Origin of the sequence: Novosphingobium album (ex Hu et al. 2023), assembly GCF_022832385.1 — a bacterium.
Lineage (GTDB): Bacteria > Pseudomonadota > Alphaproteobacteria > Sphingomonadales > Sphingomonadaceae > Novosphingobium > Novosphingobium album.
The window spans coordinates 43301-63426 of record NZ_JALHLE010000016.1 but is presented as its reverse complement, the minus strand read 5'-3'; the positions used below and the strand labels follow the sequence as shown (position 1 = coordinate 63426).

General features: G+C 66.2%; 15 protein-coding genes. 12 read left to right on the top strand and 3 right to left on the bottom strand.

The annotated features are described in order from the left end of the window. The first annotated feature begins 305 nt into the window (after window positions 1–305). Window positions 306–1715, top strand: a complete 1410-nt coding sequence (locus tag MTR64_RS11460; protein WP_243993910.1) for an OprO/OprP family phosphate-selective porin — start codon at window positions 306–308, stop codon at window positions 1713–1715. Between the two features lie 23 nt (window positions 1716–1738). Here the strand turns inward: MTR64_RS11460 and MTR64_RS11455 are convergent, their stop codons facing one another. Beyond that, complete coding sequence (locus tag MTR64_RS11455; RefSeq protein WP_243993908.1) at window positions 1739–2728, bottom strand: sensor histidine kinase; 990 nt, start codon at window positions 2726–2728, stop codon at window positions 1739–1741. 313 nt (window positions 2729–3041) lie between these two features. Between MTR64_RS11455 and zwf the strand changes: the two genes are divergently transcribed. The 6 genes from zwf (at window position 3042) to MTR64_RS11425 (ending at window position 11827) form a co-directional block, all read left to right on the top strand. Continuing rightward, window positions 3042–4484 carry a glucose-6-phosphate dehydrogenase gene (gene zwf, locus MTR64_RS11450; RefSeq protein ID WP_243993906.1) on the top strand — a complete coding sequence of 481 codons (1443 nt, stop codon included), beginning with the start codon at window positions 3042–3044 and terminating at the stop codon, window positions 4482–4484. A 124-nt stretch (window positions 4485–4608) separates the two neighbouring features. Then, window positions 4609–6435: a phosphogluconate dehydratase gene (gene edd / locus MTR64_RS11445; RefSeq protein ID WP_243993904.1), complete on the top strand. Its 1827-nt coding sequence runs from the start codon at window positions 4609–4611 to the stop codon at window positions 6433–6435. Window positions 6436–6488: 53 nt separating this feature from the next. Further along, window positions 6489–7469, top strand: coding sequence for a glucokinase (locus MTR64_RS11440; RefSeq protein ID WP_243993903.1), 981 nt, complete (start codon window positions 6489–6491; stop codon window positions 7467–7469). Next, complete coding sequence (gene eda, locus MTR64_RS11435) at window positions 7466–8092, top strand: bifunctional 4-hydroxy-2-oxoglutarate aldolase/2-dehydro-3-deoxy-phosphogluconate aldolase (protein WP_243993902.1); 627 nt, start codon at window positions 7466–7468, stop codon at window positions 8090–8092. The genes MTR64_RS11440 and eda overlap by 4 nt, the downstream gene beginning before the upstream one ends. After that, complete coding sequence (locus tag MTR64_RS11430) at window positions 8089–10875, top strand: phosphoenolpyruvate carboxylase (RefSeq protein WP_243993901.1); 2787 nt, start codon at window positions 8089–8091, stop codon at window positions 10873–10875. Before eda ends, MTR64_RS11430 begins: the two co-directional genes overlap by 4 nt. Before the next feature lie 61 nt (window positions 10876–10936). Beyond that, window positions 10937–11827, top strand: coding sequence for a DUF2268 domain-containing putative Zn-dependent protease (locus MTR64_RS11425; RefSeq protein ID WP_243993900.1), 891 nt, complete (start codon window positions 10937–10939; stop codon window positions 11825–11827). Window positions 11828–12031: 204 nt separating this feature from the next. Here MTR64_RS11425 and MTR64_RS11420 read toward each other — a convergent pair whose 3' ends face one another. Further along, the gene (locus tag MTR64_RS11420; protein ID WP_243993899.1) at window positions 12032–12829 is read right to left on the bottom strand and encodes an NAD(P)-dependent oxidoreductase; all 798 of its coding nucleotides are present in this window, start codon (window positions 12827–12829) and stop codon (window positions 12032–12034) included. A 274-nt stretch (window positions 12830–13103) separates the two neighbouring features. On the opposite strand from MTR64_RS11420, the gene astD reads away from it, so the two are divergent. Genes astD through MTR64_RS11400 form a run of 4 tightly spaced genes read left to right on the top strand, consistent with a single transcriptional unit; the run spans window position 13104 to window position 18007 of the window. Then, window positions 13104–14516: a succinylglutamate-semialdehyde dehydrogenase gene (astD, locus tag MTR64_RS11415; protein WP_243993897.1), complete on the top strand. Its 1413-nt coding sequence runs from the start codon at window positions 13104–13106 to the stop codon at window positions 14514–14516. After that, window positions 14513–15718, top strand: a complete 1206-nt coding sequence (locus MTR64_RS11410; RefSeq protein WP_243993896.1) for a hydrolase — start codon at window positions 14513–14515, stop codon at window positions 15716–15718. The genes astD and MTR64_RS11410 overlap by 4 nt, the downstream gene beginning before the upstream one ends. Next, window positions 15715–16734, top strand: coding sequence for an arginine N-succinyltransferase (locus MTR64_RS11405; RefSeq protein ID WP_243993895.1), 1020 nt, complete (start codon window positions 15715–15717; stop codon window positions 16732–16734). Before MTR64_RS11410 ends, MTR64_RS11405 begins: the two co-directional genes overlap by 4 nt. 10 nt (window positions 16735–16744) lie before the next feature. Next, window positions 16745–18007 (top strand): N-succinylarginine dihydrolase, encoded by a 1263-nt coding sequence (locus tag MTR64_RS11400; RefSeq protein WP_243993893.1) that lies wholly within the window; start codon window positions 16745–16747, stop codon window positions 18005–18007. Between the two features lie 11 nt (window positions 18008–18018). On the opposite strand, the gene MTR64_RS11395 is transcribed toward MTR64_RS11400, so the two are convergent. After that, a complete protein-coding gene (locus tag MTR64_RS11395) occupies window positions 18019–18912 on the bottom strand; it encodes a LysR substrate-binding domain-containing protein (protein WP_243993891.1) in 894 nt (297 codons plus the stop codon). Between the two features lie 97 nt (window positions 18913–19009). Here MTR64_RS11395 and MTR64_RS11390 point away from each other — a divergent pair, with 97 nt between their 5' ends. Next, complete coding sequence (locus tag MTR64_RS11390) at window positions 19010–20122, top strand: S-(hydroxymethyl)glutathione dehydrogenase/class III alcohol dehydrogenase (RefSeq protein WP_243993889.1); 1113 nt, start codon at window positions 19010–19012, stop codon at window positions 20120–20122. The last annotated feature ends 4 nt before the right edge of the window (window positions 20123–20126 follow it).

Sequence of the window (20126 nt, the reverse complement as noted above, 5' to 3'; positions counted from 1 at the left end):
CACAACGGCGACGCCTCTATGACCATGATGTTACGCTTTTGTGACGTAGTGTTTCTGGCGCCAAAGAACGGCAGAAATACGTCAGTTTCGTCCTACCCCAGTACAACAAAGGTTGTCTCCCAGGTAACGTATAATGTCTGTAGCCGGTGACTATGACGCTATCAGGGAGTCCCCTGAGCGCCATATTTGCCCCTCCCGGGCAGTCCCGGACGGCCCCGCCGCGACGACTGTCTTTTTTCCGTCATTCAACCGACATATTCGCCGCGCCGCTCTTGAGCTCAACGCCAGATTGCGGAGTCATTTTCATGTACCGAACCCTTTCCGGAACAGCCGTTGCCGCAGCGCTGCTGCAACCGGTCCCGGCACTTGCGCAAAGCGTGCCGGATGCGGAAGCAGAGGCCATGCGCGCCGAGATACGAGAGCTTCGTGCGCGGCTGGCACGTCTCGAGCGCACCCTCGGCCTGGCGCCTGACAACACTGGAACGCCACCTCCTGTTGCAGCCGCCGCATCTCAGCCGGCTCCCGCCCCGCCAGCTGCTGCTGCTGCTGCTGCACCGCAGCCGGAAACAAAGATCGGCTGGAAAGGTTCTCCCCGCTTCACCGAAGGTGACAAGGCTTTCAAGGTGAAGGGCCGCATCCAGGCCGATGCCAACTACGTTTCCGCCCCGAAGGCCCTCGCCGACGAAGGCCTCGGCTTCTCGAACGAGATGCGCCGCATCCGTCTGGGCGGCGAAGGCAGCCTTGGAGCAGGCTTCGGCTACAAGCTGGAACTGGAACTTTCCGACAATACCGTCGATCTCGTCGACACTTTCGTGACCTATGACAGGGCCGGGTGGCTGGTCACGCTAGGCAACCACAACTCCTTCCAGTCGCTCGACGAACTGACCGGCGACACCACCGGCAGCGTGATGGAGCGTGCCGCATTCACCGATGCCTTCGGCTTCGAGCGCCGGCTTGGGCTTTCAGCGCAATATCAGCGCGGCGCCATGCTCGCCCAGCTGGGCATCTTCACGGACGACATCGGCGCACTTGCCAATGACAGCGATGGAACCTCCGGCGGCGACGAGAACAACAGCTACGGAATCGACGGGCGCCTCGTCTACGCGCCGAAGGTGGATGACATCCAGTTGCATTTCGGCGCATCGGCCCACTGGCGCCGGATGGGCCGCCTCGCCGACGGGACGACGCGGTACCGCCAGCGCCCCTATGCGCATTCCACCAATACGCGCCTGATCGGAACGCCCTCAATGCAGGTGGATCAGGAAGTGCATTACGGCCTCGAACTGGCGGGTATCGCCGGGCGCTGGCATGGCGCGGCCGAGGTCCATGCGCTGCGTGCCGGCCGCACCGGGCTGCCTGCCGTCACGTTCCGCGGCGGCTATGCCGAACTGGGTTACTTCCTCACCAAAGGGGATTCGCGCGGGTACAAGGCGGGCATCTTTTCAGGCAAGGCCCCGGCCCGCCCGATGGGCGACGGCGGCATCGGCTCGATCCAGATCAACCTGCGGTACGACTACCTCGATCTCGACGACAAGGATATCTCCGGCGGCAAGCTGAATGGCTATATCGCGGCCCTGATCTGGTCGCCGATCCAGTACCTGCGCTTCAATCTCAATTACGCGCTGCTGCAATATGACGGCGCCAAAGCGCTGCCCTCCGGCCGGACCGATTACGACGCGCATGTCCTCGGCACCCGCTTCGAACTCGATTTCTAGGTCAGCCCCGCACCGAAGGCCGTTCAGCCTTCGGTGCGCAGGGGCAGCATCATCGAGGCAACGGTACCCTGACCGGACCGGCTTTCAATGTCGAAACGTCCGCGATGACGCTCGACGATGTGCTTGACGATCGACAACCCCAACCCGGTGCCCCCGGCCGCGCGGCTGCGACTGGTGTCGGCGCGGTAGAACCGCTCGGTAATGCGCGGAAGGTGTTCGGGGGGGATGCCGTCCCCCTCGTCGCGGACCGAGACCAGTACCCAGCCGGTTTTCGCCGCTTCGACCGAGACCGTCACGGTCCCGTCTGGCTTGCCGTATTTGCGCGAATTGTCGATCAGGTTGCGCAGCACTTGCGAAAGCTGCCCCCGGTCACCCGCGATCACGGCATCAGCGCAGTTGGCGGTAACCGTAACCTGCCCGCCGTTGCGGAACTCCCCGGCGACTTCGTGCGCCAGCGCGACCAGATCGATTCGATCTGACGGCACCTCGTGCTTCACCGCCTCGATCCGCGAAAGCGACATGAGATCGGCGATCAGCGCCTGCATCCGCTGCGCTTCATGGCGGATCGTGCCGAGGAAGCGGTTGCGCACTCCCTCGTCCCCGCCCGCCTTGGGGTTCATCAGCGTTTCGACATAGCCCAGCACATTGGCCAACGGCGTGCGCAGTTCATGGCTGGCATTGGCCACGAAGTCCGCATGCGACTTGGCGACGCTGACCCTTTCGGAAAGATCATAGAGGCTGACCAGCCGCTCGGTTGGGCTGAGCACGCGGCAGTCCACTTCCCAGACCGAGCCTCCAGTCGACAGCCCGGTCACTTGCGCTGTGCCGCCGCTATCGCTGAGGATCGCCGCCACGGCCTTGGGATCGCGGATGGCAATGCGCACGTCCTGCCCCACGATATGCGCGCCCAGCAACCCCAGAGCCGCGCTGTTGGCAAACCGCACCTGCCCGCGCGCCACGACGAGCGCCGGCGTCTGCAGTTGCTCGAGGAGGTGAACACCCTCGACGGTCATGCGGCAGTTACCCCTTTCCATACATCCTCTCGCCACGCGGTTGCCGCGTGCGAAAGAGCGCCCCTACTATTTGAAAGAGACAGTCTGGTGGCAATGACAATTACGCAATCGAATTCATAAATCGCGTCCGGGGCGGAAACCCGGGCCTTCCAGCAAGATGACAGGTCCGCAAGTGCTCTTGCCCGCTGGTCAACTGTCCACACTGCGGTTATGCTGCATCCGCGAGAACCGGAAGGGCCTGTCATAACCCGGAAGGATCGCGCATTCACAAGGCCGCGAGGAGGAGCGCGGCTTTCCCGATGGAAAGGTTTTCGTGACGAAATTCACTTCCGATCGCTTGCTCCTCTTCGGCGCCACGGGCGATCTCTCCCGCAGGATGCTCCTGCCTTCGCTTTGCGCTCTCGACGCCGAGGGATTGCTGGACCCCCAGATCGAGATCATCGGCACGGCACGCTCCGACCTCGACGATCAGGGCTTCCGCAACTTCGCGCGCGAATCGCTCGAGCAATTCCTTCCGGCCAACCGCCGCGGCGGCATGGCCACGTTCCTCAACCGGTTGAGCTACCAGTCGCTGGACGCGAACAACCCGTCAGGTTTCGATGCCCTCGCCAGCAAGGTCGGGACGCCCAAGGAGGGTCTCTCGATCTTCCTTTCGACTGCGCCGAGCCTGTTCGAGCCCACCATTCGCGGCCTGGCCAGCAGCGGCCTTGCCGGTGACCGGGTCCGCATCGGCCTCGAAAAACCGCTCGGCATCAATCTGGCCTCCAGCAAGGTGATCAACGACGCCGTTTCCGGTGCCTTCCCGGAAGATCGAATCTACCGGATCGACCATTACCTCGGCAAGGAAACCGTCCAGAACCTGCTGGCGCTACGCTTTGCCAACCTGATGTTCGAGCCGCTGTGGAACGCCGCGCACATCGATCACGTGCAGATCACCGTGTCCGAAACCGTCGGGCTCGAATCGCGCGTCGCCTACTATGACGATTCCGGCGCGCTGCGCGACATGGTGCAGAACCACATGCTCCAGCTGCTCGCGCTTGTCGCCATGGAACCTCCCGTTTCCTATGACGCGACCAACGTGCGCGACGAGAAGGTGAAAGTCCTGCGCTCGCTGCGTCCGGTGAAGACTGGCGAAACCGTCACCGGCCAGTATCGCGCCGGCGCCATCGGCGGTCAGGCGGTACCGGGCTATGACGACGAGCTCGGTAAGGATTCGGACACCGAGACCTTCGTCGCGATCAAGGCGCATATCGACAACTGGCGCTGGCAGGGCGTGCCGTTCTACCTGCGCACAGGCAAGCGCCTGCCGCGCCGCACGACCGAGATCATCGTCCAGTTCCGCTCCGTCCCGCACTCGATCTTTCCGGGCCGCAGTGCGAAGATGGCGCCCAACCGGCTGGTCATCGGCATCCAGCCCAGCGAGAACATCACGCTCTCGCTGATGGCCAAGGTTCCCGGGCTCGACCGCGACGGCATTGCCCTGCGCTCGATCCCGCTCGAAATCTCGATGGCGGACGCCTTCGCCGGGCCGCAGCGGCGCATCGCCTACGAACGCCTGCTGCTCGACCTGATCGAGGGCGACCAGACCCTGTTCGTGCGCCGTGACGAAGTGGAGGCCCAGTGGGAATGGATCGATGCGATCCGTGCCGGCTGGGAGGAACAGCAGCTCGAACCCAAGACTTATACAGCCGGAAGCTGGGGCCCGTCGGCCGCCATCGCGCTTGCAGAGCGCGATGGCGTGACCTGGCACGAATAGGCCCCGTCCCGTCAGGACAAGTTTGTCCGGCACGAAGAGTTTGGATTGAACCCGGAGACAAGGCGCCCGCCAGCGGCGTCTCCGCAGCCCATGCGGACCGGCCAATAAAGATCAGGAGAAGCCCATGAGCCCTCTCAACCCCGTCGTCGCGCGCGTGACCGATCGCATCATCGAGCGTTCGAAGCCCAGCCGTTCGCGCTATCTCGACATGGTCGCGCGCGAGCGCGACCGTCATTCGGACCGCAGTTTCCTCTCGTGCTCCAACCTCGCCCACGGCTTTGCCGCCTCGGGCGAGGACAAGCCCGCCATCGCCACCGGCGGCGCGATCAATCTCGGCGTGGTCACTGCCTACAACGACATGCTGAGCGCCCATCAGCCCTATGGCCGCTACCCCGAGCAGATGAAGCTCTTCGCCCGCGAAGTCGGGGCAACGGCGCAAGTCGCGGGCGGCGTGCCCGCCATGTGCGACGGCGTGACGCAGGGCTTCGACGGCATGGAACTCTCACTGTTCAGCCGCGACACCATTGCCCTGTCCACCGCCGTCGCGCTCAGCCATGCGATGTTCGACGGCATGGCGCTGCTGGGCATCTGCGACAAGATCGTGCCCGGGCTCGTCATGGGCGCGCTGCGCTTCGGGCACCTGCCCGCGGTATTCATCCCCTCCGGCCCGATGCCGAGCGGCATTTCCAACAAGGAAAAGCAGAAGACCCGCCAGCTCTACGCCGAAGGCAAGGTGGGGCGTGAGGAACTGCTCGCCAGCGAGAGCGCCAGCTACCACGCGCCGGGCACCTGCACTTTCTACGGCACGGCCAACTCCAACCAGATGATGATGGAGATGATGGGCCTGCACGTGCCGGGCGCCGCCTTCGTTCCGCCCAGCACGCCCTTGCGGCAGGCGCTCACCCGCGCCGCCGTACACCGGCTCGCGGGGATGACCAAGAAGGGCAATGACTACCGCCCGATGGCCGAGGTCGTGGACGAGAAGGCCATCGTCAATGCCATTATCGGGCTGCTCGCCACCGGCGGCTCGACCAACCACGCGATCCACCTGCCCGCCATGGCCCGCGCTGCCGGTGTGATCATCGACTGGGAAGACTTCGACGAACTCTCCGCCGCGATCCCGTTGATCACCCGCGTCTATCCCAATGGCTCGGGCGACGTGAACCACTTCCACGCGGCGGGCGGCATGGCCTGGGTGGTGAAGGAACTGCTCGGCTCCGGCCTTGCCCACGCGGACATCCTGACCGTCGCCGCAGGCGGCATGAGCGACTATGCATGCGAGCCCATGATGATGGACGATGTGCTTGCCTGGACCCCGGCACCTGCCGAAACCGGCGACGACACGATGCTGCGCCCGGTCTCCGATCCGTTCCAGCCCGATGGCGGCATGCGGCTCGTCTCGGGCAATATCGGGCGCGGCACCTTCAAGACCAGCGCGGTCGACAAGGAACGCTGGACGATCGAGGCGCCTTGCCGCGTGTTCGACACGCAGGAAGCGGTCAGCCAAGCCTTCAAGGCGGGCGAGCTCGACAAGGACGTTGTGGTCGTCGTCCGCTTCCAGGGCCCGCGCGCCAACGGCATGCCCGAACTGCACAAGCTGACCCCGCCACTCGGCGTGCTGCAGGATCGCGGGTTCAAGGTCGCGCTCGTCACCGACGGGCGCATGTCGGGCGCCTCGGGCAAGGTCCCGGCGGCGATCCACGTTACCCCCGAAGCGCTAGCGAAGGACGGCAAGCCCGGCCCGCTCGCCTATCTGCGCGACGGCGACGTGGTGCGCCTCTCCGCCGAGGATGGCTCGCTTTCGACCACGGCCGACCTGTCATCGCGCGAACCGGCCCCGGCGCCCGCCGCCGAAATCGGCATGGGCCGCGAACTTTTCGCGATGTTCCGCCTGAGCGCGGGCGGCGCGGAACAGGGCGGTTCGGCGATGCTGGAGGTGGCGGGGCTGTGAGCGGCACGGCTACCATCGAAAAGACCGGACAGATCCGGCAACCGGAGAGTGACATGACTGACCTCGTGGCCGTCGACATCGGCGGCACTCACGCACGCTTTGCCCTCGCCAGCGTGGCGCCGGACGGCACGATCACGCTGGGCGAACCGGCGACGCTGCACACCAGGGACCACGGCAGCTTCCAGCTCGCCTGGCAGGCATTTCAGCACATGAACGGAGGCACCCTGCCCCCGGCCGTCGCCATGTCCGTCGCCGGGCCGGTCGGCGGCGAGATCATCAAGTTCACAAACAACCCCTGGATCATCCGCCCGGCGCTGATCGCGGAGAAGCTGGGCGCCACCCGCCACACTATCGTCAACGACTTCGCTGCCGTCGCCCACGCCGTGGCCCGCGCGCCCGAAAGCGAGTTCGTCGATCTGGCTGGCCCGCCCGGCACACCGCTGCCCTCCTCCGGCACGATCAGCGTTCTTGGCCCCGGCACTGGCCTTGGCGTGGCCCATCTGTGGCGTGACGGGAAAGGCAGCTACCACGTACAGGCGACCGAAGGCGGCCACATCGATTTCGCCCCGCTCGACCTGATCGATGACGCCATCCTCGCCCGGCTGCGCAAGCGCCACACCCGCGTCTCGGTCGAACGCGTCGTCTCCGGCCCGGCGATCGTCGATATCTACGCAACGCTCGCGGCGATGGAACACAAGGCCATCGTCGAGAAGAGCGACGTCGAGATCTGGACTGCCGGCACGTCGGGCGAAGACCCTCTGGCAGCGGCCGCCGTCGACCGCTTCTGCCTGTCACTCGGGGCGGCAGCGGGTGACTATGCCCTCGCGCACGGCGCCAGCGGCGTCGTGATCGCAGGAGGGCTTGGCTACCGCATCCGCGAAACCATCCTCAAGTCCGGCTTTTCCGATAGATTCTGCGCCAAGGGCCGCTTCGCCGGCATGATGGCCACTCTTCCCGTCAAGCTCATCACTCATCCGCAGCCCGGCCTGTTCGGCGCCGCTGCAGCCTTCGCAAGGGAGCACTTGCCGAAATGATCACCTCATCCGCCGCCGTCGAAAAGGTCATGCTTCTAGCCCCGGTCATCCCGGTACTGGTAATCGAGGAGATTGAACACGCCCTGCCGATTGCCGAGGCACTGGTCGCAGGCGGCCTGCCCGCGCTCGAAGTGACGCTGCGTACCGAATGCGCGATCGAGGCGATCAAGATGATGAAGCAGGTTCCCGGCGCCGTGGTTGGCGCGGGCACCGTGCTCACTCCGGACGATCTGGCCAAGTCGATCGACGCGGGCGCCGAGTTCATCGTCTCCCCCGGCCTCACGCCGAAGCTGGGCGAAGCGGCTGCCAGGTCCGGCATTCCTTTCCTGCCCGGCACCGCCAATGCCAGCGACGTGATGTACGCACTCGAACTCGGGTTCGACCGGCTCAAGTTCTTTCCGGCGATGGCAGCAGGCGGCCCGCCCGCGCTCAAGGCGATCTCGGCCCCGCTCGCGGCCGCCAAGTTCTGCCCGACCGGCGGCGTGACCATGGACAATGCCCCGGACTGGCTCGCGCTCGAGGCCGTGCTTTGCGTCGGCGGCAGCTGGATGGTGCCCAAGGGTCCGCCCGATGTGGCCAAAATCGAGGCGGCGGCCCGCGCTGCGGCGGGGCTCGCACGATGACCGGCCCGGCGCTCACCACCGTCGCGGACCTCAACGCCCGTCTGCAGGAACTGCACAAGCTGACTGCGCAGACGCCGCTCTACAATCCGGTCTTCCAGCTCGGCATCGAGCTCTCGCGCGAGCTGGAAAACGGCGAGATGAGCCTGGACCAGATCGAGGCGCTCGTCGCCGAGATGGAGTGCGACAGCCTGCGCACCCGCGCCGCAAGGCTTGACCGCGTGCTCGAAACCATCCCGCTCGCCGAAAACGACGCCCGGCTCGATGCGGCTGCGGACGAGGAGGACTTCACCCAGTTCGCCGTGCGCTGGCAGCGCCCCGCCGCACATGTCGTCTTCACCGCGCACCCGACGTTCCTTCTGTCGAGCGCCCAGACCGAAGCCGTCGCGCAGTCTGCCTCCACCGGCGACCATAGCGAGGCCTCCGTCTGCGTGGCCCCCACGGGGCGTGACACGATCACGCTCGACTACGAGCACGACAAGGCCATGGCCGCCATCGCCAACGGCCAGAAGGCGCGCGACCGCATCTGCGCCCGCCTGTTCGACATTGCCGCCACCCGCTGGCCCAAGCGCTGGAGGAACCTGCAGCCGATGCCGGTGCGATTCGCCAGCTGGGTCGGCTACGACATGGACGGCCGCACCGACATCGGCTGGTCCACCTCGATCCGCTACCGCCTGCAGGAAAAGGCGCAGCGCCTGTCCAGCTATGCCGAAAGCCTTGCAGACCTCGAACCCGAAATTGCCGGCAAGCTGGCCCGCGCGGCAGAGCATACCGCGCAGATGGTGGCCAATTTCAGCAAGGACCTCACGGCCCCGGAAGCCTTGTCCGAAGCCGCCAATACGCTGACGGCGGAACATCCGGACAAGCTCACCAGCCTCTCCGGCATCATCGCCGAACTCGAAGAAGAGGCGCGCCACGCCGGACAGGAAGTGGCCTGCAAGCTGCTCGTCACTGCCGCCGCCATGCGCGCCGATGGCCTCGGCATGGGCTGGATTCACTTCCGCGTGAATTCGTCGCAGCTCCAGAACGCGATCCGCCGCCGCATCGATCCCGACGGCAAGCTCAGCCTCGCCAGCCAGGCCGCGCTGGTGAAGATGCGCGAACTGCTGGCCGAAGTGAAACCGCTCAAGTCCAACTTCGCCGCGCTCGCCATCGAGAACAGCACCGCCGTGCGCCAGTTCCTCGCCATGGCGCAGATCCTCGGCCACATCGACGCCGACGCGCCGATCCGCATGCTGGTTGCCGAGTGCGAGCAACCGACCACGATTCTCGCCGCGCTCTATTTCGCCAAGATGTTCGGGATCGAGGACAAGGTCGACGTCTCGCCCCTGTTCGAGACCGAGAGCGCCCTCGAACACGGCGGCCGCTTCCTCGACGCGGTGCTCTCCGAACCGGCCTATCGCGAATACGCCAAGAAGCGCGGGCGCGTGTCGATCCAGACCGGATTTTCCGACGCGGGCCGCTTCGTCGGCCAGATCCCGGCCGCGCTTGCCATCGAGCGTCTGCACGGCCGGCTGGCCGAGGCCATGGCCGTCAACGGGTTAACCGACGTCGCCGCGCTGATCTTCAACACCGGCGGCGAATCCATGGGCCGCGGCTGCCATCCCTCCAGCATCGGCGACCGCTTCGAGTGGCAGATGCCGCCCTGGGCACGGCGCCGCTTCCTGCGCGCCGGGATCCGGCTGGAGCCCGAAGTCTCGTTCCAGGGCGGCGACGGTTACATCTGGTTCGGCTCGGACGAACTGGCGCTCGCCACGCTTACCCGCATGGCCGAAAAGCCGCTGTGGGGCGCGGACACCAGCGCGCCGACCGACGTGTTCTACCGCCGCACCGACCTCAGCCTCGACTTCTACCGCGCGATCCGCCGGGTGCAGCACGAGCACCTCGAAAGCGCCACCTACAGCCGGGCGATCACCGCCTTCGGCCTTGGCCTGCTCAACGATACCGGCAGCCGCAAGTCGCGCCGCCAGTCGGACCTTGCCGCCGACCGCACCATGAGCCTGCGCCAGATCCGCGCGATCCCGCACAACGCGATCCTCCAGCAGCTCGGCTATCCGGTGAACGTGATTGCCGGCATGGGCACCGCGTCCGACGGCAACCGCGAGGAAATCGCCGAGATGCTGACCGAAAGCGCGCGCGGGCGCCAGCTCGTGCGGCTGGTGCGCGCGGCCAATGCGCTCGCCTCGATCAAGACGGTGGCGGCCTATGGCGAGCTGTTCAACTCGGCCTACTGGGCCAGCCGCCCCTATCGCGGTCACGAGCAGCACATTTCGGACGCCTGCCTGAAGCTGGCCGAATACCTCACCAAGGACGACCGCACCGGCGTGTTCCGCCGCCTCGCCTCGCGGCTGCGGGTCGACGCGATGAAGCTGCACAAGCTGCTCGACCTGATCCCCGACGAGACCCCGCCGAAGGACCGCGAACACACGCGCCGCAGCCTCGGCGCGCTGCAGGCGCTGCGCATCGCGCTGTTCAAGCACATGTTCCTGCGCGCGGTGATGGTCCCGCCCTTCAGCCGCGCCAACGACATCAGCCGCGACGACGTGCTGGAGATGTTCTTCAGCCTGCGCGTCGACGACGGCCTCGCCCAGCTGCGCCGCGCCTTCCCGGTCCACTTCCCCTCGATCAGCGACTTCGCCATCGACGAGCCAAGCGACTATCCGGACTCGAGCGCGGCGGGCTATGCCCAGATCCACAAGGACTACATCGACCCGATTGCGCGCTGCTATGGCCTGTCGCTGCGGATCACCACGGCGCTGGCGAATGAGTTCGGGGCGCACGGGTAGGCTGGATTGTCTTGGTGCAGTAGCGGTGCTTGCTATGCTTTCCACCCCCGGAGGGAAAGCATTGGCAAGCACGCACCGGACGGCAGAAGTTCATACCAGCGACGTCGAAAGGTTCTACGCAATCTACGACGCCGCCAAGGGCGAACCTTCCGCGGAAGTCCTTCAACGGGATTATATCGACGGCGGCACCGATGGTGTGCGCCAGTTCGTGCCACACCGGATCATCTCGGGCGAAGCACTGGCCAGGACCATAGCCCAGGACCGGCAGGTCTATGACCATGCACGCCACTGCCTGGACGTCCTACCCTCAGTGGCAGCCAGACTTGAACGCGTCTTTCACAAGCTGGCCAAGCTTGATCCCGACGCGACATTCCCGCCGGTGACCATTCTAATCGGCCGCGACAACATCGGGGGGACGACCGGCAAGTCGGGTGTCCTGATCGGGTTGGAAGTGGCCTGCCGTTCCGACTGGATGGAGAGCGATCTCTCTGACCGCCTGTTGCACCTGATTGCGCATGAATACGGACACATCCAGCAGCCGCCCGAGCTCGACGACGACACAATTCCGACGACCGTACTTCGGCAATCGCTGATCGAAGGCGTGGCAGAACTTATGGCGTGGCTGACATCCGGCAGTGTGAGCAACACGCATCTCGCGGTGTGGACAAAGGGCCGCGAGCAGGAGATCGAGCAGAAATTCCTTCGGGACAAGGGGAATACCGATCTTTCCGCCTGGCTCTACAACGGCCCGGGCGAACCCGATCATCCGGGCGATCTGGGCTATTGGGTCGGATACCGCATAGCAAAGGCCTACTACCAGAAGGCCAAAAACAAGCGGGCGGCCCTTCGCGTACTGCTTAAACTGGAAGACCCTGATGCCATTCTGGCGCAGAGCGGCTGGCATCCCGGGGTGGCGGACGGGCTACAGCCACACGCGGGGCAATTTCCGTAATTTTGTTACGGTACCGTATTTAGCGTTGCGCTTAGCAATAAGTTGACACACCATACTGCCGTTCAAAGTCTCCACTCGGGTCGCAAGCCGCGTGAAATAGCCGCGGCTCCGAAGTTGAGCCGCCGCCGGTGCGTTCACCCGTCTCCATCCAGTCGGAGTGTCCCACCGGCGGCTGCCTTTCGACGGCGGAAAAGGGAAAATCCCTTACTCCGCCGCCAGCAAAAGAAACGACTTCGCCGTGCTCTCCAGCACCGCCGCGTCCGCGCTGTCCGGCAGGATCGCGGCGAGCAGGTTGGTGTCCTTGAGCAGCATCTTCGCGCCGTGTTCGAACGCGCGCGGCTCGGGTATGCGGGCATAGACTTCGAAGCCGAAGCTCTTGCCCGAGCTGGCGTTGACCAGCTCGGCGAGCGCCTTGCGGTCGACGCCCAGCATCTCGCCCGCCTGCAGCGCCGCCTGCGCGAGGCCCATGTTGGCGGCCATCAGCGTGTTGTTGACGATCTTGGCCTTCTGACCGGCGCCCGCCTCACCCAGCAGCACGATCAGCTTGCCGAAGCTTTCGAACACGGGTTTGGCCTGATCGAAGGCCTCCTGCGAACCGCCGCACATCACCGTCATCGTGCCTGCCTGCGCCCCCGGTGCGCCGCCGCTGACCGGGGCATCGACCATCAGGACGCCATGCTGCGTGCAGAGCACCTCCACACTAGCGGCGGTTTCGGGCAGGATCGTGGAATGCAGCGCCAGCAGGCTGCCCGGCTTCATCGCGGGAACCAGCCGCCCGCAGATCTCCAGCACGTCGGCATCGTTGACCACGCACAGGCCCACGTGATCGCAGGCCGCGCCCAGTTCCTCGACACTGGGCGCGACTGACGCGCCCTTCTCGGCGAATTCGGCCGTCATTTCCGGGCGGCGCGCCCAGACCGTGAGCGGAAACTGCAGCAGCATTCGGTGCGCCATTGGCCCGCCCTGACTGCCGATCCCGATGAAACCCGTGCTGATCGCCATGTTCTGTTCCTGCTCCCGAAGAGGCTGTTTTCCGGCACATCGAAGCGCGAACACGCTGACCTGTCCAGAGCACGCGCGATCCAATCGCGGGGGCGTCGCGGGCCGGGCAAAAGGTTATCCCGCCCATCTGCGGACAGCGCATGGACTTCCCCGCAATCACTTCTTATGTTCCACTCTCACGCAATAATTGAATAATGAAAATGGCGTGGCTGTGCGGCCGCAGGCACACGAACCGGCCCGGTCCCGCCTGCTTCGACGCGAGGATACCTTGACCATGCTGCAATCCTTCGACCCCGCGACCGGCGATCTCGTCTGGGAAGGCGAAACGGCCGGTCAGGACGCCGTCAGCGCCGCGCTGCACCGCGCGCGCGCCGCGTTCCCCGGCTGGGCCGCGCTGCCGGTGGAGGCCCGTGTCGAGGCCGTGCAACGCTTCAGGGCCGCGCTCGAAGCCCGCAAGGACGCGCTCGCTGAAACGATCAGCCGCGAGACCGGCAAGCCGCGCTGGGAAGGTTTGGCCGAAGTGGGATCGATGATCGGCAAGGTCGGCATCTCGATCACCGCGCAGGCCGAACGCGCGGGCGAGAAACAAACCGACATGCCTTTCGGACAGGCCGTGCTGCGCCACCGCCCGCACGGGGTGATGGTGGTGCTTGGCCCGTTCAACTTCCCCGGTCACTTGCCCAACGGCCACATCGTCCCGGCTCTGCTCGCGGGCAACACGGTGGTGTTCAAGCCAAGTGAAATGACGCCCGCTACCGGCGCGGCCATGGCCGAATGCTGGGCCGAGGCAGGCCTGCCCGATGGCGTGTTCCAGATCCTGCAGGGCGCGCGCGAGGCTGGCGAGGCGCTCGTCTCCGGCCCGATCGATGGCTTGCTGTTCACCGGATCGGCGGGTGCGGGCGCGCATTTCCGCCGCATTTTCGCCGACCGTCCCGACGTAATTCTCGCGCTCGAACTGGGCGGCAACAACCCGCTGGTGGCGTGGGACGGCGATGTGAACGAGGCGGCCTCGATTGTCGTCCAGTCCGCCTTCGTCACCACTGGCCAGCGCTGCTCCTGTTCGCGGCGGCTGATCGTGCCGGACAATGATTTCGGCAAGGCATTGGTGGCCGCCGTCGATGATCTGGCCGGAAAGCTCATCATCGGCGCCTGGGACGAGACGCCCGAGCCCTATTTCGGCCCGCTGATCTCCGATGCCGCCGCTGCCGCCGCCAAGGACCGCGTGGCCGGACTTATCGGACATGGCGCGAAAGTCATCCGCCCCTTCGAGGGCATCGAAGGCCGCAGCGGCGCTTTCGTCACGCCCGCCCTGCTCGATGTGACCGGCGTCGGCGTGCCCGACGAGGAGATCTTCGCCCCCGTGCTGCAGGTCCGCCGCGTCGCCGATTTCGATGCGGCGCTGGCCGCTGCCAACCACACCCGCTTCGGCCTTTCCGCAGGGCTGATCAGCGGCGATGACGCGCTGTGGCAGCGCTTCATCCATGAATGCCGTGCAGGCGTGGTCAACCGCAACCGGCCAACCACCGGCGCGGCAGGCTCGATGCCCTTCGGCGGCCTCGGCGACAGCGGCAACCACCGCCCAAGCGCCTACTACGCTGCCGACTACTGCGCCTATCCGGTCGCGAGCTTCGAGGCGGCGAGCGCGGCAGGCAACACCGGCGCCTTGGCCGGAAAGCTGCGCACATGAGTCGCCTTACTTCCGAAGAACGGGACCTGCTCGCCCCGGTTGAGCGCGCGCCGATCCTCGAACGCACGCTGGAATGGGCCGCGATCAACAGCGGCACTGCCAATCTCGACGGGCTGGCTGCGATGGCAGAGAAACTCGCCGATGCCTTCACCGCGCTGCCCGGCAAGGTACGGCTGATCGACCCGGTTCCGGTCGAGAAAGTCGATCGCGAAGGTCACATGCGCCCTGTCGTCCATGGCCGCCATCTGGTTCTTTCTGTGCGCCCGCAGGCGAACCGCCGGGTGATCCTCACCGGCCACATGGACACGGTTTATGCGAAGGAGCATCCGTTCCAGACCTGCGACTGGCTCGACGAGGACACCCTCCACGGCCCCGGCACCGCCGACATGAAGGGCGGCCTTTCCCTGATGCTCGCAGGCCTCGCCGCCTATGAGCAGTCCGGTCCCTCGCTCGGCTACGATGTGCTCATCAACAGCGACGAGGAGACCGGTTCGCTCTCCTCGGCCCCGCTGATCGCTGAGCTGGCGCGCGGCAAGATCGCGGCGCTCACCTATGAGCCCGCCCTGCCCGACGGCTCCATGGCCCGCGCCCGGCCCGGATCGGGCAACTATGCCGCCGTGATCCACGGCAAGTCCGCCCACGCCGGCCGCAATCCCGAAGACGGACGCAACGCCATAGTCGCAGCGGGAGACCTCGCGCTAAAACTGGCAGCGGGGCGGCGCGAAGGACTGTCGGTCAACCCCGCCCGGATCGAGGGCGGCGCGCCCAACAACACCGTGCCGGACCTCGCGATCCTCCACTTCAACCTGCGCCCGCGCACGCCGGAACTGGCCGAAGTCGCGCGCGCCCTGATCGACGACGCCATCGCCGCCGTCGCCGCCGCGCATGACGTCTCGATCCACCTCACCGGCGGCGTCTCGCGCCCGCCCAAGCCCATCAGCGCGGAGACCGAGGCGCTCTATGGCCTCGTCTCGCAGGCTGCCGCCGATCTCGGCCAGGCGATGCGCTGGAAGGACACCGGCGGGGTGTGCGACGGCAACAACATCGCGGCCTGCGGCGTGCCCGTGCTCGACACCATGGGCGCGCTCGGCGGGGCGATCCACTCGCCCGACGAATTCCTGCTCGCCAGCTCGCTCGATGCCCGCGCCCGGCTGACGGCACTGGTCATGCACCGTCTCGACAGGCAAGGTACCGCGCTATGACGTTTCTCCTCAGGACCGCCCGCGAAAAGGACCTCGAAGCGCTCTACCGCATGGCCAAGGGCACCGGCGGCGGCTTCACCAACCTGCCGCCCGACAAGCCGACGCTGCAGGCCAAGCTGCACCGCGCTGCCATGGCCTTCGCCCGGCCCGATGACACGCTGAACAACGACCTCTACGTCTTCATCCTCGAGGACACCGAGACCGGCAAGGTGCGCGGCACCTGCCAGATCATGTCGCAGGTGGGCACCGAGCTGCCGTTCTATTCCTACCGCATCGGCCGCATCACGCAGCATTCCAAGGAGCTCGACCGCACCTTCCGCGCCGAGATGCTGACGCTGTGCACCGATCTCGACGGATCGAGCGAAGTGGGCGGGCTCTACCTCGATCCCACCGAGCGCTCGGCGGGCACCGGCAAGCTGCTGGCGCGCAGCCGCTACCTGTTCATCCGCGCCCACCGCGGCCGCTTCGCCGATCGCACGCTGGCCGAACTGCGCGGCGCGATCGACGATGCGGGCAACTCGCCGTTCTGGGATGGCCTTGCCGGCCGCTTCTTCGACATGAGCTTTCGCGATGCCGACGAGTTCAACGCCAGGCACGGCAACCAGTTCATCGCCGACCTCATGCCCAAGCACCCGATCTACACCGCCCTTCTTTCCGAAGGCGCGCGGCAAGTGATGGGCCAGCCGCACTTCTCCGGCCGACCGGCGATGCGGATGCTGGAGAACGAGGGCTTCCGCTTCCAGAACTACATCGACATCTTCGACGGCGGCCCCTCGATGATGGCCGAAACCGACCGCATCAAGACGGTCCGCGAGGCGAAGGACGCCACGGTGACGGCGCTGGTTCCTTGCGCGGACGAAGGCCCCACTCACCTCATCTCGTGCGGCCGCCTCGCCGATTTCCGCGCCTGCCTGGGCTGCGTGCGCGAGAGCGGCGACGGCGTGACGCTTGACGAACAGGCGGCCGGGCTGCTGGACATTGGCGTCGGCGATACCATCACTTACGCTCCGGCCTGAGGCACCGTTCATGATCACCGAAATAAACTTCGACGGCATCGTCGGCCCCAGCCACAACTACGCGGGGCTGAGCCTCGGCAATCTCGCGTCCACGCGCAATTTCGGAAAAGTCTCGCGCCCGCGCGATGCGGCGGTGCAGGGGCTGGCGAAGATGCGCGCCAATCTGGAGCGGGGGCTGCCGCAGGGGTTCTTCCTGCCTCAACGCCGGCCCGACGAGGGGTGGCTGCGCCAGCTCGGCACCTCGGTGGCGGGGGCCAGCACCAACCTTCGCGCCAATGCGCTGTCGGCCTCGTCAATGTGGGCGGCCAATGCCGCGACGGTCTCGCCCGCCGCCGATTGCATCGACGGGCGCTGCCACCTTACCGTTGCCAATCTGGTGACGATGCCGCACCGCAGCCACGAATGGCGCGAGACGCTTGTACAGCTGCAACTGGCCTTTGCCGACGCCGCGCATTTCGTGGTCCACGCCCCGGTGCCGCCCCCGTTCGGCGACGAGGGCGCAGCCAACCACATGCGGTTGTGCGCCAGCCACGATGCGCCGGGGATCGAGGTCTTCGTCTATGGCGAGAGCGGCGGCCCCTTCCCCGCGCGCCAGCACCGCGAGGCGAGCGAAGCCGTCGCCCGCGTCCACGGGCTCGACCCGGCGCGCACGATCTTTGCGCAGCAATCGGCCGAGGCGATTGCCGCCGGGGCCTTTCACAACGACGTGGTCGCCGTCGCCAACGAGCGGGTGCTGTTCGCCCACGAACTGGCCTTCGCCGATCGCGAGGGGCTCTATGCCGAGCTGCGCGCCAAGCTGCCCGAAGTGGAGATCGTCGAAGTGCCCGCCAGCGCGGTGAGCCTGGAGGACGCGATCACGTCCTACCTGTTCAACGCGCAACTGGTGACGCTGCCTTCGGGTGAAACCGCGCTGGTGCTCCCCGGCGAGGCGCAGGAGAACGCCCCGGTGTGGACATGGCTGCAGGCGCACGTCGCAGGCAATGGCCCGATCCGCCACCTCTTCGTCCATGACCTGCGCGAGTCCATGGCCAACGGCGGCGGCCCCGCCTGCCTGCGCCTGCGCGTGGTGGCCGATCCCGCGACCGTCGACCCGCGCTTTATCGCCACGCCTGAAAAGCTGGAGCGGATCGAGGCAATGGTGCGCCAGTACTGGCCGGAGGAGATTGCGGTGGAGGAGCTGCACAGCCCGGCCTTGTGGCGGGATGTGGTAGCGGCACGGGCGGCGCTGTGCGCGGAACTCGATTTGCGGGAGCTGGACCGGGAGACGTTCTAGGGGGCTGAGCTTCAAACCTTCCCACCCATCCCCAGCATCGCCGGCAGTTCCTTGCGCAGCACGCTCACCAATTCCGAGATCTTTGGCTGCAGGTGCCGCCGCTGCGGATAGACGGCCCAGATCGGTTCGTCGGCGGGCTGGAGATCGGTGAGCAGCGGCACCAGCGTACCCTCCGCCAGTGTCTGCCGCACGTAGAAGCCGGGAAGCTGGCAAACCCCCATGCCGTCAAGCGCGGCTTCCAGCACCGCGCTGCCGCTGTTGCAGCGCCAGCGGCTGTGCGGGCGGTAAGACCGGGCTTTGCCGTCCACCCGGAAGTGCCAGGTGCCGGCATTGCCCACAAGCAGGTCTTGCGAGCCGAGATCATCCACGGTGCGCGGGCTTCCGCGCCGGGCGAGATAGTCGGGACTGGCGCAGGTCACCAGCGAGCGGCTGGCGATGCGGGTGCCGATCAGGCGGGAGTCGGGCAAGTGGCCGGTGCGCACCGCAAGGTCGTAACCTTCGGCCACCAGATCGACGACGCGGTTCGTGAGGTCGATATTGACTTGCAACCGGGGATAGGTGCGGGCGAAGCGGCGCAGGATCGGGGCGATGAAACGCTCGCCCATCGCGGTGGAGCAAGTGAGGCGCAGTTCGCCTTGCGGCTCGCCGGTCTCGTTGACGAGCGCAAAGGCCTCTTCGCGTTCCATCAGCATGCGCTGGCAATGTTCGAGGAATACCCGGCCGGTGTCGGTCAGCCGCACCGAACGGGTGGTGCGGTGGAACAGCTGCGTCTGCAGCCGCGCTTCCAGCCGCACGATCGCGCGGCTCATGTGGGTGGTGGAAACGGCCAGCGCGGAGGCGCCGCCGCGAAAGGTGCCTGCCGTGGCGATCGCGACGAATTCGTCGATCCCGTCCCAGGAGCTCATAGATTATCCCTCAGCTGACATAATGAGTTGCGATTTTCCGGCTTTATCACAACAGTCACGGCGCGATAGACAGGCCGCGATAAACAGGAGTTTCCCCATGAAGACCCGCGCCGCCGTAGCTTTCGAAGCCAAGAAGCCGCTCGAAATCGTCGAAGTCGATCTGGAAGGTCCCAAGGAGGGCGAGGTTCTGGTCGAAATCATGGCGACGGGCATCTGCCACACCGATGCCTATACGCTGGACGGGTTCGATTCGGAGGGCATCTTCCCCTCGATCCTGGGCCACGAAGGCGCGGGCATCGTGCGCGAGGTGGGGCCGGGCGTGACCTCGGTGAAGCCGGACGATCACGTGATCCCGCTCTACACCCCCGAATGCCGCCAGTGTAAGTCGTGCCTGTCGGGCAAGACCAACCTGTGCACCGCGATCCGCGCGACGCAGGGGCAGGGGCTGATGCCCGACGGCACCAGCCGTTTCAGCTACAAGGGGCAGACGATCTTCCACTACATGGGCTGCTCGACCTTCTCGAACTTCACCGTGCTGCCCGAGATCGCCGTCGCCAAGATCCGCGAGGACGCGCCGTTCCAGACCTCGTGCTACATCGGCTGCGGCGTCACCACCGGCGTGGGCGCGGTGGTGAACACCGCCAAGGTGCAGGTGGGCGATAATGTGGTCGTCTTCGGCCTCGGCGGCATCGGCCTCAACGTGATCCAGGGCGCGCGCCTTGCCGGTGCCAACAAGATCATCGGCGTCGACATCAACGGTGACCGCGAGGAATGGGGCCGCAAGTTCGGCATGACCGACTTCCTCAACTCGAAGGGCATGAGCCGCGAGGACGTGGTGGCCAAGATCGTGCTGATGACCGATGGCGGCGCCGATTATACCTTCGATGCCACCGGCAATACCGAAGTGATGCGCACCGCGCTGGAAGCGTGCCACCGCGGTTGGGGCACCTCGATCATCATCGGCGTGGCCGAGGCGGGCAAGGAGATTTCCACCCGTCCGTTCCAGCTGGTGACGGGCCGCAACTGGCGCGGCACGGCGTTCGGCGGCGCCAAGGGCCGCACGGATGTACCCAAGATCGTGGACATGTACATGACCGGCAAGATCCAGATCGACCCGATGATCACGCACGTGATGGGGCTTGAAGAAATCAACACCGCGTTCGATCTGATGCACGCGGGCAAGTCGATCCGCTCGGTTGTTGTCTACTGAGGAA